Below are 14,440 nucleotides of genomic sequence, written 5' to 3' on the forward strand. Positions count from 1 at the left end.
GACCTCGAACGAAAACGCGCGCAAGACACAGGAGTCGTACATCAAGCTCGCCGGTTCAGTGGTGACCTGGGCTCCACCGAGGCACGACAAGCCCGTTAGAAAAACATCTGAGCAAAGGTATGTATGTGGTTGAGACGGACTTGAAAGAGTTCACTTCGCTAGCTGCTTCAGTGGCGAGCTGATTGGGCATTATGAGTAGCAAGGCGAACGACTAGTCATTGGCTCAATCGAACGCCTTGTCTTGGTCCTCAGTAGGGTTACCACTTAACAGAGAAGACCTGTCGTAGATCTTCAATAGCGTCTTCACCCAGTGACGCAGGTTTAGGATTGCTCATCATCCAAAGCTTTGCCGTTTCCTCAAGTTCTTCCAGCGCAAAGCTGGCTTTTGATACAGAGCTTTCCCAAACAACTGGGCCCAGCCGCTCCAGCATCACGCCCCGAACCTTGTTGGCCAATTGCGCCACTTGCCTGGCCACATCAGGAGAGCCGGGACGCTGATAGGCGATCAATGGGATGTGGCCAACCTTCATGATTTGGTAAGGGGTCAATGGTGGAAGGATGTCGTCGTTGGCCCAGACCCCTGCAAGTGTTAGAGCTACGAGCGAGGTCGAATGAGTGTGAACTACACCGTTGACTTCAGGGTTGCGGTCATACACCTGGCGATGCAATTCCAGGGTCTTCGACGGTTTGCTGCCCGAGACCCAAGTGCCGTCCTTGCCGACTTTTGCGATCTCTTCCGGCTTCAATCTTCCCAGGCAGGCGTCGGTGGGGGTGATCAACCAGCCATCGTCCAGGCGTGCGCTAATGTTGCCTGCGCTGCCCACGGTATAACCGCGTTCATAGAGGCTTTTTCCGACGATGCAGATTTCTTCGCGCAGTTGTTCTTCGGTACTCAACGTGTGCTCTCCTCGAGAAGTGATGTGAGGCCAGTGCTGAGGCCAGAAAGTGAAGGGGTGGTTTCGGCAGATTCTGATCGCAGTTTCAGGATCGGCGATTTGTGAGCAAAAGAGCCGCTCAAGTGTTGCTTCATCAAATGCGCGGCTTCCAGGTTATTGCCCTGTTCCACCAGCTCGATCATCCGAATGTGTTCGGCGCATTGTTTGTAGAGACGCTTGCGGTCGATCATCGAGCGGTACTCGATGAGCCGCCGCATGTTGTTCATCTGGACCAGAATCATGTGATAAAGCGGGTTGCCAGAGAGCTTGATGAACTCTTCGTGGAAGCGAATACCATTTTTCAAGAGGACGTCTGCCGGCAGGCTATCGATGCCACCGTTGAGCATGTCCTGCTGCTCTTTTTTAAGACGTTGGAGCTTGGCCAGGTCGTGCAGGTAAGTCGGCTCCAACAGTGCCGCTGGCTCGATCAGCGAGCGCACCTTGTAGATTTGCTCAAGGGTTTCCGGTGTCTTCGCCACATCCAGAAAACGCCAGCCATAACCAGGCTTTGGCTCAGCCCATCCTACTTTGGCGGCGCGATTGAGAATGTCGATGACCTGGGCTTTGGTCAGGTCATAGCGAGTGCGCAGAAACTGCTCCGTTACTTCACTCGGAATTGCGTTGTTCAACCAGTCTTCCGAGAGTCGGTAGTATTCATCCGGCTCTTCAAGAGGAAGTACCTCGTCTTGGATCTGCGATGGATCCTGTACTGATTCCAGTACGAAGAACCCGCGATTGGGCAGCTGCTCCAGAACACATTGTTCCGAGAGCAAGACCAGTGCTTCGCGCGCCGGAGAGCGAGAGACGTTGAATTCGTCGGCGACTTTTTGTGCGCTCAAGTGAGCGCCCAGCGATAGCTCACCGGTCTGGATTTTCTGCCGGATCTCGGCAGCGATTCGTTGTACGAGGGCGCTTGAGGCCATATCTGTGATCACTTACGAAATGGGGTGGCGACAAACACAAACCGGTTGAGCCGGAATGTGAGATCAAATGAGGCATACCTCAATTCGATCAGTTTTTGTCGCGCATGACTACTTTTTAGCGTGTCATTATGCAAAAAATTGCATGAGCGTATTTGTTACATCTTGAAGTGTTGAACCATTGAATTCAGCTCAAGGGCCAGTAAACCAAGGGATTGAGACGCACTAGTGGTTTGTTGCGAGCCTGTGGCTGATTGGACAGACAGGTCTCGGATGTTGAGCAAGTTTTGGTCGACCGAACGCGCAACATGGGCTTGTTCCTCAGTCGCCGTCGTGATCATCAAGTTTCGTTGGTTGATGTCGTCGTTGGCGGCCACGATTTCTGCCAATGCACTTTGGGTGGACTGGGCTAGTGAGAGGGTGAGGCGGGTATTTTCACTGCTGCTGAGCATGGTCGACACGGCAGTATCCGTGCCGTTCTGGATCCCGCTGATCATGTCTTCAATTTCTCGCGTGGACTGCGCGGTACGGTGAGCGAGCGCGCGGACTTCATCGGCGACAACGGCAAAGCCCCGCCCCGCATCACCCGCCCGCGCAGCTTCAATGGCAGCGTTCAGCGCCAAGAGATTGGTTTGTTCGGCTATCGTGCGAATCACGTCCAGAACCTTGCCGATGCCTTGTGCCTGATCCGCCAGACCTTCCACTTGTTTTGAGCTAAGTTGCACGTCTCGGGTGAGTGTTTCAATTGCACCGAGGGTTTCTACCATGCGCTGTTGGCCACGAAGAGCAATGTCCCGGGAAGCCAACGACAACTCTGAAGTAGACAGCGCATTACGGGCCACCTCCTCAATGGCAGCTGTCATCTCATTGACCGCCGTGGCTGCCTGTTCGATCTCTGCATGTTGCTGATGAATGTCCTGGCCTGACGCCTCTGTAACGGTGTTCAGTTGGGCGGTAGCGGAGGTCAGTTGCTTCGAAGATCCGGAGATTTGGCTCAGGGTTTTGATCAGATTGTTCTGCATTGTCGCCAGGGATTCGAGCAGACGAGTGGCTTCATCATTACCGGTCGGTTGGATGGGCTTACTCAAATCACCTTCGGCAATTGTTCTCGCTGCTCTTACGGCTTCATTCAGCGGTGCAGTGATGCTGCGGGTCAGTAACCACGCCACCAGGATTGTGCCGATACCAACCAAAATGATGACCAGCACCACGCCTCTAACGGCACGTTGATAGGCATCGATTGATTGATTACCCGCGGCTTCTGCCCCTTGGTTCGAGCGATTAATCAGGTCATCAAAGTTTTTGGTCATCTGGTCGTACGAGTCCCGGATGGTCATCAAAAACTCCCTTGCACCAGGTTTATCGCCTTGCCGAGATAGCTTGAGTAATTCGAGGTGATTCTTTGCATACACCTCTAGGCTCGCGTTGAACGCGCTCAAACGGCCCTTGTCTTCATCGCTGGTCAGCAACTGAGCATAGGTCTGCATTTGCTCCCGGACTTGCTGCAACCGCCCGGCAGTTTTGTCCTCGTAGGACTGCATGTCTTTTTCGCTGACCGAAAGAATGTGCTGCATCGATCCCATCCGATAGCGATTCAGCGCGGCATTAGCGGCACCCAACGCACGGACGCGCTGGAGCCAGTTGTCCTTGATTTGGATCGATTGATCTTGAACCTCGTCAATTTGCCGCAACGCGAATACCCCTAGAGCAACGCTCAGCGCGGCAATGATGAAGAACCCGAGAACCATTCGACTGGCGATTGAGAGGTGTCTTGGCAGCATGAGCATTGTCCCTTCGGCAGAGTAGTGCGATCCGGGTCTTGGCCGGATGCGTGTATTTGTGCTGACTAAAATATCATTGCATTTTGGTGTGTCAATGTGCCAATATTTTTTGGACGATTTTTCGAGACGGCTCACCTCAATGATTTGTGATCAAGGCAGAAGTGCTGAGATTTAAAGGATTTAATCGAGCCGAGGTTGTTAGGGATACCAATCAGACCGCTTTGCTCTGATTGGCTATTTGCACGCTAATAGCCATAAGCAGAATCAAGATTTCCTTTGCATTCAATAATAAAACCCTGTTCGAGGAAGCATCTGTCATGCAGCGCAGAACCAAGATCGTGGCCACATTAGGGCCAGCAACAGAATCATTCGAAGCCATCGAGGGATTGGTGAAAGCGGGCGTCGATGTCGTGCGTCTGAATTTTTCCCACGGCAAGGCTGAGGATCACATTGCTCGTGCCAGATTGGTCCGTGAGTTGGCTGCCAAGCACGGTCGCTTCGTGGCGGTACTGGCGGATTTGCAAGGTCCGAAAATTCGAATTGCGCGTTTTGCGGAAGGAAAAGTGATCCTCGAAAAGGGGCAACAGTTCGTTCTCGACGCTTCCCTGGACAAGAATGCGGGGGACAAGCAACGAGTCGGTATCGACTACGAAGCGCTGATTACCGATAGCCGCCCAGATGACATACTGCTGCTCGATGATGGACGAATTGAGCTAAAGGTCTTGAAGGTCGAGGCCACGCAATTGATCTGCGAAGTTCTGGTCAGCGGGCCGCTTTCGAACAACAAAGGGATCAACCGAAAGGGCGGAGGGTTGTCTGCATCGGCGCTGACCGAAAAGGACTTCGCCGATATCAAGACTGCCGCAGAAATGCAGGTGGATTATTTGGCTGTGTCGTTCCCGCGAGATGCCTCTGATATGGAGTTGGCTCGTCGGCTGCTGCATGAAGCAGGAGGGCAGGCAGGTCTGATCGCCAAGATTGAGCGTGCAGAAACCGTCAATGACCTACGCATTCTGGATGCGATCATTGAAGCGTCGGAAGGTGTAATGGTCGCTCGTGGCGACCTCGGTGTTGAGATTGGCGACGCAGAATTGGTTGCCGTGCAAAAGCTGATAATCGACCGTGCTCGTACACTGAATCGCGTGGTAATCACTGCGACGCAGATGATGGAGTCGATGATCACTCAATCGATGCCGACGCGCGCTGAAGTGTTCGACGTCGCCAATGCGGTGCTCGATGGCACCGATGCGGTGATGCTTTCAGCTGAAACCGCAGCAGGTGCCTATCCGATTGAGACGGTTGAGGCCATGCACCGGATTATCATCGGCGCCGAAAAGCACCCTCAGTCCCATCGCTCCAAGCATCGCGTCGATCAAGTGTTCCACAAGATCGATGAATCCATCGCCATGTCGGCAATGTATGCAGCGAACCATCTGCATGGCGTGAAAGCCATTATCTGCATGACGGAAAGCGGCGATACCCCTCGTTTGATGTCGCGCATACGTTCACACCTGCCCATTTTTGCATTCTCTCGCAACCTGGCTACTCAGAATCGGGTCACGCTTTTTCGTGGTGTCACCACCATTCCTTTCGACAGCGATGATTTCGCCCCAGAGTTGGTGAACGAGAAGGCCGTAGCGGAACTGACCCGGCGTGGCGTCGTGAAGGCCGGCGATCACATTCTGATTACCAAAGGCGACTACGCCAACGCTCAAGGCGGTACTAACTCCCTTCGAGTCGTGTGTGTCGGTCAAGCCATTCGCTGAGTGAGGAACCACTGATGAGTGAGATCAATTCAGCAGACCAGGACGCGACTGAAAGTGAATCGTGGCCAAGAGATTTCGATTTTCGTGAGCAGTACGCGGAGCAGCAGGAATTATTGAAGTCGCAGAGCGATGACACGTTAGCTCCGAACCATCCGAAGGGGGAAAACCATGCTTAACAAGAACAGCCAAATTCAACAGATCAGTGCTCGGGAAATCCTGGATTCGCGAGGGAACCCGACTGTTGAAGCTGTGGTAACTCTCGCGAATGGAGTTACTGCTACCGCCAGCGTCCCTTCCGGTGCCTCGACTGGTTCACGTGAAGCGCTTGAGTTGCGAGACAACGCATCGCGCTACATGGGCAAAGGTGTTATGCGGGCGGTCGAGAATGTAAACAACCCGATCCGCGAGTGCCTGATCGGACTGGATGCATTGAATCAGCGCGAAATTGACAATGTCATGATCGCCCTGGATGGCACAGAGAGTAAGAGCATCCTGGGAGCCAACGCGATTCTTGCCGTTTCGCTGGCGACAGCCAAGGCGGCTGCCAAGGTTCAGAACATTCCCTTGTACGAACACTTGGCTGCGCTATACGGCTCGCCGGGCAAATTCAGCATGCCGGTTCCGATGATGAACATCATCAACGGTGGTGAGCACGCCGATAACAACATCGACATCCAGGAGTTCATGATTCAGCCAGTCGGAGCATCGTCGTTCCGGGAAGGGCTTCGCATGGGCGCCGAAGTGTTCCATTCCTTGAAGAAAGTTTTGTCGGAGCGTGGCCTGAGCACCGCGGTGGGGGATGAGGGTGGTTTTGCTCCTTCACTGGCCTCCAACGAAGAAGCACTGGTTGTTATCAAGGAGGCAGTGAGTAGAACGGGTTACGAGCTGGGCAAAGACATTACCCTGGCACTCGATTGTGCTGCCTCGGAATTTTACGAGGGCGGTCAATATGTGCTCGCCGGTGAAGATCAGGCATTCAACTCGGCAGGCTTCGCCGATTACCTCGCGATGCTCTGTGACAAATACCCGATTATTTCTATTGAAGATGGGATGGACGAAAGCGATTGGGACGGCTGGGCAGGCCTGACTAAAAAGCTTGGTCACGTGCAATTGGTGGGTGACGACCTCTTCGTGACCAACACCAAAATACTGCGAGAAGGAATTCAGAAAGGGATCGGTAACTCGATCCTGATCAAGTTCAATCAGATCGGAACACTCAGCGAAACGCTGGACGCCATCCGCATGGCGCAGGATGCCGGTTATACCGCAGTCATTTCCCATCGTTCGGGTGAGACCGAGGACACCACAATTGCCGACCTCGCCGTCGCCACTTGCGCGGGACAGATCAAAACAGGATCTCTGAGCCGCTCGGATCGTGTGGGTAAATACAACCGTTTGTTGCGTATTGAAGAGGCCTTGCAGGAGCGAGCACCTTACAACACGGCCGCGCTTCTGAACAGGAAAGCCTGAATCATGCAGACCTCTTCGAACAAACAAAAATTGGTGATCGGCAATTGGAAAATGAACGGTAGTAGCGCTGCCAATGCGTCATTGCTGCGTAGCGTACTTCCGGTGATTTCACGCTTTGAAGGTGTTGAAATTGCAATTTGCCCGCCGTTTCCTTACCTGACGACCGTGGCTGATCTACTTGATGATTCAGACGTTTTGTTGGGTGCTCAGAATCTTAGCTCCCAGCTATCAGGCGCTCATACCGGTGAAGTCAGTGCTTCGATGCTCCATGACATCGGCTGCCGCTTCGTGTTGGTCGGGCATTCGGAGCGCCGGGCGCTTTACTCAGAGGACGATGACCTTGTGGCAAAGAAATTTGCTACGGCGCTTCGAGCCGGGCTCATTCCGGTTTTGTGTGTCGGCGAAACACTTGCTCAGCGTCAGTGCGGCGAAACGGAAGGGATCGTCACTAGTCAGCTGAGTGCGGTACTGAAGGCTGTTGGTATTCAGGATCTGGCTAAAGGCGTTATTGCCTACGAGCCTGTCTGGTCCATAGGTACTGGCGAAACTGCGACGCCAGAGCAGGCGCAAGCAGTGCACCGACACATTCGGCAGTGGCTGGCGATCGAGGACCGCGCAGCCGCCGCTGATTGCCGGATTTTGTACGGTGGAAGTGTGAAGGCCGACAACGCAGAGCAACTGTTCAAGCAACCCGATATTGATGGCGGCTTGATAGGCGGAGCCTCTCTGGACGCGATGTCTTTCGCTGCCATTTGCTGGGCGGCTCAGGCCAATCCAACTACCGAATCTATCGCGGTCTGAATTCTTTTCAATGCATAGGTGCTGCGTGTCCGTTCATTTCTTTCGGGCAGCGCCTGGTGTAGGCACAGAGGTATAAAAAATGTCTTTAAACAATCGACTTGAAGCACTGTTTCCGAGCGCTGACGAAATCCCTGCTGCTTTCCGTCCAGGACCGGCCATCGAACAGCGCGACTATCTCGTTAATGGCGAGCTGCGATTGTGGGACGGTCCATTAGCTCCGGTTCGTAGTCCTGTGTGCCTGAAAAAAGAATCAGGATACGAGTCCGTAATTTTGGGTAGCACTCCGCTGTTGGACGCGCAAACTGCCATGACTGCACTGGATGCTGCGGTGCAGGCATATGATCGCGGTCAAGGCGCGTGGCCGACCATGCGTGTGGTCGAGCGTATTCGTCATGTCGAGGCTTTCCTCAAGCGTATGCGTGAACAACGCGAAGCCGTGGTGAAGTTGTTGATGTGGGAGATCGGCAAGAACCTGAAGGACTCGGAGAAAGAGTTCGATCGCACCTGCGATTACATCGTCGACACCATCAATGCGCTGAAGGAGCTGGATCGTCGTTCCAGCCGTTTCGAGCTTGAGCAAGACACCTTGGGGCAGATTCGCCGCGTTCCCTTGGGTGTGACGCTGTGCATGGGGCCGTACAACTATCCCCTGAACGAGACGTTCACTACGTTGATCCCGGCTTTGATCATGGGCAACACCGTCGTGTTCAAACCCGCCAAGTTTGGTGTGTTGCTGATTCGGCCTTTGCTAGAAGCGTTCCGTGACAGCTTTCCGGCAGGGGTCATCAACATCATCTACGGTAGCGGCCGAGAAACCGTCAGCGCTTTGATGGCCAGCGGCAAGATCGATGTCTTTGCCTTCATCGGTACCAACAAGGCTGCCAGTGATCTCAAAAAACTGCACCCGAAGCCGCACCGCCTGCGTGCCGCGCTCGGGCTGGATGCGAAAAACCCAGGCATCATCCTGCCTGATGTCGATTTGGATAACGCAGTCGCGGAGGCTGTAACCGGGTCGCTTTCGTTCAATGGTCAGCGTTGTACCGCACTAAAAATCCTGTTCGTCCATGAAACCGTCGTGGACGCTTTCCTGGATAAATTTCAGTCGAAGCTTGCACAGCTGAAACCGGGCATGCCTTGGGAGGCAGGTGTGGCATTAACTCCACTGCCGGAGCCAGGCAAGACTGACTTTCTCACTGGTCTGGTAAACGACGCGGTGAGCAAAGGTGCCAAAGTAGTCAATGCTGGTGGCGGTGAAGTCTGCGAAACATTCTTCTACCCGGCCTTGTTGTACCCAGTGACATCTGACATGCGCGTGTACCACGAGGAGCAGTTCGGGCCCGTAGTGCCGGTGGTGGTCTATCGCGATCTGGAGACAGTTATCAACTATGTCCTCGATTCAGATTTCGGCCAGCAGTTGAGTATCTTCGGCAACAATTCAGCGCAAGTTGGTCGTCTGGTCGATGCATTTGCAAACCAGGTCGGGCGTATCAACATCAACGCTCAATGCCAGCGTGGGCCGGACAGTTTTCCATTCAACGGGCGTAAAAACTCAGCTGAAGGGACACTGTCCGTCGACGACGCCTTGCGGGTGTTCTCCATCCGAACGCTAGTCGCCACCAAGTTCCAGGAGAGCAACAAAGAGCTGGTCAGCGACATCATCCGAAATCGTGAGTCGAGTTTCTTGACCACTGATTACATCTTCTAGGGGGAGTGATGACTACGCGCTCTTTGATTATCCTCGACGGTGTCGGCATTCGTCAGGCAACTGACTCGAACGCTTTTGCAGCAGCCAAAAAGCCAACGTTTGATGCGCTGCTTGAGCGCTATGCGAACAGCCAAATCGAAACATCAGGTCTGGCGGTAGGCCTTCCTCAAGGTCAGATGGGGAATTCCGAAGTAGGCCACATGAACCTGGGAGCAGGTCGTGTGGTGTACCAGAGCCTGACCCGGATTGATAAAGCTCTCGCGGATGGAGAGTTCTCTAGCAACCCAGCGTTGTTGGAATTACTCCAGGGAGTAAAAACGCGCGATGGTGCTGTACACGTCTTAGGGCTGCTTTCCCCCGGCGGTGTTCATGGCCACATCGATCAGATTGTCGCGGCATGCGGTTGCCTCGTTGAGCAGGGTGTCGAAAAAATCTATGTGCACGGATTTCTAGATGGCCGAGACACTCCGCCCAAGAGCGCGCAGGCATCGCTGGATGCCTTGGAGAGTGAATTCGCTCGCTTGGGCGCGGGGCGGATTGTCTCGTTGGTCGGTCGTTACTATGCAATGGATCGCGATAACCGCTGGCCGCGGATCGAAACCGCTTACCGCCTGATTGTTTCGGCGAATGCTGAACATCAAGTGGCAACCGCTACTGAAGCTTTGTCAGCGGCTTACGAACGTGGTGAATCGGATGAGTTCGTCAAGCCGACAACGATTGGGCAACCTGTCAGTGTCGGCCCCGATGACGCGATGATCTTCATGAACTTTCGACCTGATCGTGCACGCGAATTGACCCAAGCATTGATCAAGCCCGAATTCGAAGGGTTTGAACGACCTTTTGTTTTGCCAAAGGATCGGCTGCTGACATTGACCCGGTATTCCGAAGAGTTGGACTGCCCATGGGCATTCGCTCCGGAGGCGATCAGCAACAGCTTGGGGGAACACTTGGCCATTCTTGGGAAGACGCAATTGCGCATTGCTGAAACCGAGAAGTACGCCCATGTGACGTTCTTTTTCAACGGCGGTAGAGAGCAGCCTTTTGAGGGGGAGGAGCGAATCCTGATTCCTTCTCCTGACGTTGCTTCCTACGATCTTCAGCCTGAGATGAGCGCCCCCCTGTTGACGGACAAGTTGGTCAACGCCATCGCTGGCGGCGCATTCGATCTGATCGTTTGCAACTATGCCAACGGCGATATGGTGGGTCATACCGGCTCCTTTGACGCAGCCGTCAAGGCGGTTGAGGTGCTCGATGAATGTCTGCGCCGGGTGGTGGAAGCAACCCTCGCCGCCGGCGGTGAATGCCTGATTACAGCCGACCACGGCAATGTCGAACAAATGCTCGACATCGAGTCTGGCCAGGCACACACGGCTCATACCTTGAATCCCGTTCCGCTGATTCTGGTCAGTGAGCAACCTGGCCGAGAGGGACTGAAGAATGGCCGGTTGTGCGATATCGCTCCTACCTTGTTGCAGATGCTGAGCTTGCCGATTCCGTCTGAGATGGATGGCAACTCACTTCTTACCGTCTGATTGGCTTACAGGTGCCATCAGTGCATCGCCGCACCGACGATTGGTTTGGTCGCCCCCGTCGAGGCGATGTGGCTTAACACGACTCGCTCATTTGAGCATGCGGGCATTGCCAGTTTTGGTAGTGCCTTTTTTTCTGGGCAATCGAGAGTTATGAAGTTATGGAATGGTTTCTCAATCCGGAAATCTGGATCGCGTTTTTTACCCTGACAGTGTTGGAAATTGTTTTGGGTATCGACAACATCATCATGATTTCGATTCTGGTCAGCCGCATGCCGAAAGCAATGCAGCCGAAAACACGTTTTTTTGGCTTGGCCCTGGCCATGGTCACTCGCATTCTTTTACTGCTGTCCATCACCTGGATCATGCGCCTGACGGCTGATCTCTTTCATGTCTTTGATCAAGGGATATCAGGCCGTGATTTGATTCTGTTTTTCGGTGGATTGTTTCTGTTGTGGAAAAGCAGCAGCGAAATTTTCCAGGAGTTGGAAGGTGCCGAGGAGGGCGAGTCAGCGTTTGGCAAGAAAGGCGCGGGCTTTCTGAGCACGATCATTCAGATCGCAATCATCGATATTGTCTTTTCCCTGGATTCGGTCATCACGGCGGTTGGTATGGTCTCTCACGTACCGGTGATGATCGCTGCCATTGTGGTCGCTGTGCTGATCATGATGCTGGCTGCCGGAGCGATCAGCGCATTTATCGATAAGCACCCGAGTTTGAAAATGCTTGCCCTGGCATTTTTGAATGTCGTGGGCGTCGTGCTCATCGCAGACGCCATGGGGCAGCACGTACCAAAAGGCTATGTTTACTTTGCCATGGCTTTTTCGCTGGCGGTCGAAGCATTGAATATTCGGTTCAGGATACAAAAGCCTGCATGAATCATTGAAAACGGGGCAAGGACGCCTCGTTTCAGCAATCCACAGTTCTCATGTCAGGTCATCGTGACAACGTGTCAATGCATCGTGACAATTGGGGCCTGATCTTCAGCCACCTCTTTCCAGCTGTCATCCGGATCAAAGCGTTTCATCGCCAGCGCCAGTTTTTCACCTTCGGGCCCCAGGTCTTTTTCGAATACCTGGCCTTCATGACTGATCATGAAACTCATCACACCGGTGTCGTTGTACTTTGCCGGCCAGGCGATCAGCGCAAAGCCGCGGCTCATCTTGTCACCGATGAGGTAGCTGTAGGCGCCACCCGGTGCCGAAGGACCCTGGCCATGAAGGATGCGGAAGCGATAGCCATGCCACTCTTCATCGGCAATGGCTTTGCCGAACGAAGGCCCCAGCGGGCTGATCTGGCCGCTGTCGTCTTCGGCCCAATAGAGTCCGTCGTGCATGCCGGGGGTGCTGAAGATTTTCTGCGCATACTCGAGTGCGCCATCATCGTCCCGATCCACTGACGCATAGTCCATCTGGGCGTCGTGATAGGCCAGCACCGATTGCACCGCGGCAAGTTCATTGCGGCCGATTTGACGTGCACGGATCTCTGCACTGCCGGCCTTCATGTCGAAGCGCCAACCGTTCTCGTTCTTTGTAAGGGGGATAGGCAGTGTCCAGTTCTCACTGCCGACCGCCAGGACAGCCTTGCGGTCACTGGTGTTTTCAAAGTGGTGTTGCTCGCGGTACTGCTGCAAGAATGCATCCACATCTTTGCGCTGCACGCCTTCGCGGGGGATGTAATTGTGCCAGTCATTGCCCAGCAGTTCGGTCAGGCGTGCCTGGTCGGCGTGTTCCGTGCCCAGTGCTTCGACAAAGGCTTCCGCGGCCTTTTCCGGGGTTGGAAAGGCCTGCTGTGCCGTCGCCATGCACGACCACAACAAGCCGGCGGCTATAACCAGGACATGAGGGAGCAAGCCCGTGAGTCCCTTCAATCGAGGATGGTTGTTCAACGACGGCCCCCCCTTTGACGCGATGGTGGATTGGACGGCCGGCTGACCTGGTGGCCGGCTGATCGCGAAGCACTGGGGCGTTGGGCGGAAACCTGGCTGGCCCGGCCACGATTGGCCTGGACGTTGGCCTGGGACGGTGAGCGTGCGCCGGCGAACGCATTGTTGCGGGCACTGCCGGCACTGGCGGCAGGCCGTTTATTCGTCGCTTGCCGCGTCTGCGCGGAGCCTTCTCTGCGCTGATTCAACTGGGCGCTCTGGTTCCTGGGTTGCTGGGTCTCTCGCCGGGGCTGCTGATTCTCCCGGGTGTTCCTGGCCGTGCCCTGGCTTCTGTCCGCCGCTTTCGGTCTGTCTGCACCGGCCTGTAACCGGTCGCCGCCCGAGGCCCCGGACTGGAGTTTGCGTGTTTGATCACGGGCTTCGCGGTTGCTGGTGGCAGGTCGTTCGATACCGTGCCTGTCCATTGAGGTGCGGGCATTTTCACGGGCCTGGGCGCGTTGGGCATTGTCCCCGCGATAGGCTTCACGCTGATTGGCACCGTTGAGTTGGCGGCCGTACTGTGCGCGGCTTGCGTTGTCTCGATAGGGCATGCCATTACGGTGCACCGGGTTGTGTTGCCATTTGTTGTTGGTGATCCGGTTGTTGGCATTGATGTTGTTGTAGCGATTGACGTCGATGTCGATGTCGTTATTGCCCCAGTCACATTCACCCCACAACGATCCAATGATCGCCACTCCGGCACCGAACGCGAGTCCGGCCATCAGGGCCTGACCAGGGTAATAGGCCGGCGGCGGTGGATAGTACGCGGGCGGCGACGCCGGGTACGGCCAGGTGCCGTAGGTGGTTGTCGGGTTATAGGTGGGGACGTACACCACCTGCGGATCGGCAGGCTGAATGATGATGGTGGAGTTGCTGGCGGGGGCCGATTCAGGGGCTGGAGCTGGAGCTGGAGCTGGAGCTGGAGCCGCAGTCGTGGTCGCCGGTGCCGCGACATTCTGGATCGTCACGTTCTGATATTGGTTGCTCTGCAGATTGCCGGCTGCCTGTGCCTGGCGCCGCAAGCGTTGCGCGCTTTCCATGACATCGTCGGGCTGCGCCAGGAAGGCATCACCCAGGCGCTGGACCCAGACGGGATCCTGTCCCAGCAATGCCAGAACCTGCGGGAAGGCGACCAGTGCCTGCACGCTCGGATCCCAGGGCTGGTTCGCCACCTGTTTGACCGCGTCGTCACCCTTGGCGTCCGGGTGCGCTTTGGACCAGTTGACCGCCTCCCCGACTTCCCCGGGGTAGGTGGTGGCCATCAGCACCTGTGCAAACAGTGGGTCCGGGTAAAGCGCAATGGGCGCCAGCATCTGATCCAGTTGTTCCTGGGTGAATACCGGGTCCTTGGCCACCGGGGCGACGGGCGCTGCATTGGCTGTGCTTGCCGGTGCGGGGGCTGCGGCGGGTGCCGGAACCGGGGCCGGTGCGGCAGCGGTCCCATCCGTACCCAGTGCCAGGCAGGACGATCCGCTCAAGAACAGTACGGCCGACAACGCGTAAAGTAATGGATTGTGCATTGCACCCCCCATGGGGTCAGGCAGGCTTGAAATGAGTGGATCATTCCCTGGCAGGTGAAGCCGACTTTGCAAGCCACAGAGCCTGGCCT

12 protein-coding genes are annotated in these 14,440 nt (G+C 55.2%); 7 read left to right on the forward strand and 5 right to left on the reverse strand.

Annotated features, from left to right (window positions below):
* Positions 1–257 precede the first annotated feature (257 nt).
* From KGA98_RS20985 to KGA98_RS20995, 3 genes are all read right to left on the reverse strand, one after another.
* Positions 258–896 (reverse strand): aldolase, encoded by a 639-nt coding sequence (locus tag KGA98_RS20985; protein WP_150813715.1) that lies wholly within the window; start codon positions 894–896, stop codon positions 258–260.
* Positions 893–1,858: a GntR family transcriptional regulator gene (locus KGA98_RS20990; protein ID WP_111281955.1), complete on the reverse strand. Its 966-nt coding sequence runs from the start codon at positions 1,856–1,858 to the stop codon at positions 893–895. Before KGA98_RS20990 ends, KGA98_RS20985 begins: the two co-directional genes overlap by 4 nt.
* Before the next feature lie 155 nt (positions 1,859–2,013).
* Positions 2,014–3,636 (reverse strand): methyl-accepting chemotaxis protein, encoded by a 1,623-nt coding sequence (locus KGA98_RS20995; protein WP_223503564.1) that lies wholly within the window; start codon positions 3,634–3,636, stop codon positions 2,014–2,016.
* Positions 3,637–3,953: 317 nt separating this feature from the next.
* On the opposite strand from KGA98_RS20995, the gene pyk reads away from it, so the two are divergent.
* From pyk to KGA98_RS21030, 7 genes are all read left to right on the forward strand, one after another.
* Positions 3,954–5,402 (forward strand): pyruvate kinase, encoded by a 1,449-nt coding sequence (gene pyk, locus KGA98_RS21000; protein ID WP_223503566.1) that lies wholly within the window; start codon positions 3,954–3,956, stop codon positions 5,400–5,402.
* A gap of 14 nt (positions 5,403–5,416) precedes the next feature.
* A complete protein-coding gene (locus KGA98_RS21005) occupies positions 5,417–5,578 on the forward strand; it encodes a hypothetical protein (RefSeq protein WP_008017143.1) in 162 nt (53 codons plus the stop codon).
* A complete protein-coding gene (gene eno, locus KGA98_RS21010; protein ID WP_223503567.1) occupies positions 5,571–6,872 on the forward strand; it encodes a phosphopyruvate hydratase in 1,302 nt (433 codons plus the stop codon). The genes KGA98_RS21005 and eno overlap by 8 nt, the downstream gene beginning before the upstream one ends.
* A 3-nt stretch (positions 6,873–6,875) precedes the next feature.
* The gene (tpiA, locus tag KGA98_RS21015) at positions 6,876–7,673 is read left to right on the forward strand and encodes a triose-phosphate isomerase (RefSeq protein WP_223503569.1); all 798 of its coding nucleotides are present in this window, start codon (positions 6,876–6,878) and stop codon (positions 7,671–7,673) included.
* A gap of 79 nt (positions 7,674–7,752) precedes the next feature.
* Positions 7,753–9,378 carry an NADP-dependent glyceraldehyde-3-phosphate dehydrogenase gene (locus tag KGA98_RS21020; protein WP_223503571.1) on the forward strand — a complete coding sequence of 542 codons (1,626 nt, stop codon included), beginning with the start codon at positions 7,753–7,755 and terminating at the stop codon, positions 9,376–9,378.
* An 8-nt stretch (positions 9,379–9,386) separates the two neighbouring features.
* A complete protein-coding gene (gene gpmI, locus KGA98_RS21025) occupies positions 9,387–10,910 on the forward strand; it encodes a 2,3-bisphosphoglycerate-independent phosphoglycerate mutase (protein ID WP_223503573.1) in 1,524 nt (507 codons plus the stop codon).
* Between the two features lie 158 nt (positions 10,911–11,068).
* The gene (locus KGA98_RS21030; RefSeq protein WP_223503576.1) at positions 11,069–11,785 is read left to right on the forward strand and encodes a TerC family protein; all 717 of its coding nucleotides are present in this window, start codon (positions 11,069–11,071) and stop codon (positions 11,783–11,785) included.
* A gap of 74 nt (positions 11,786–11,859) precedes the next feature.
* Here the strand turns inward: KGA98_RS21030 and KGA98_RS21035 are convergent, their stop codons facing one another.
* Positions 11,860–12,711 (reverse strand): DUF2950 domain-containing protein, encoded by an 852-nt coding sequence (locus tag KGA98_RS21035; RefSeq protein WP_223503578.1) that lies wholly within the window; start codon positions 12,709–12,711, stop codon positions 11,860–11,862.
* An 80-nt stretch (positions 12,712–12,791) separates the two neighbouring features.
* The gene (locus KGA98_RS21040; protein ID WP_223503581.1) at positions 12,792–14,351 is read right to left on the reverse strand and encodes a DUF3300 domain-containing protein; all 1,560 of its coding nucleotides are present in this window, start codon (positions 14,349–14,351) and stop codon (positions 12,792–12,794) included.
* Between the last annotated feature and the right edge of the window lie 89 nt (positions 14,352–14,440).

Origin of the sequence: Pseudomonas sp. BF-R-24 (assembly GCF_019947335.1) — a bacterium.
GTDB lineage: Bacteria > Pseudomonadota > Gammaproteobacteria > Pseudomonadales > Pseudomonadaceae > Aquipseudomonas > Aquipseudomonas jessenii.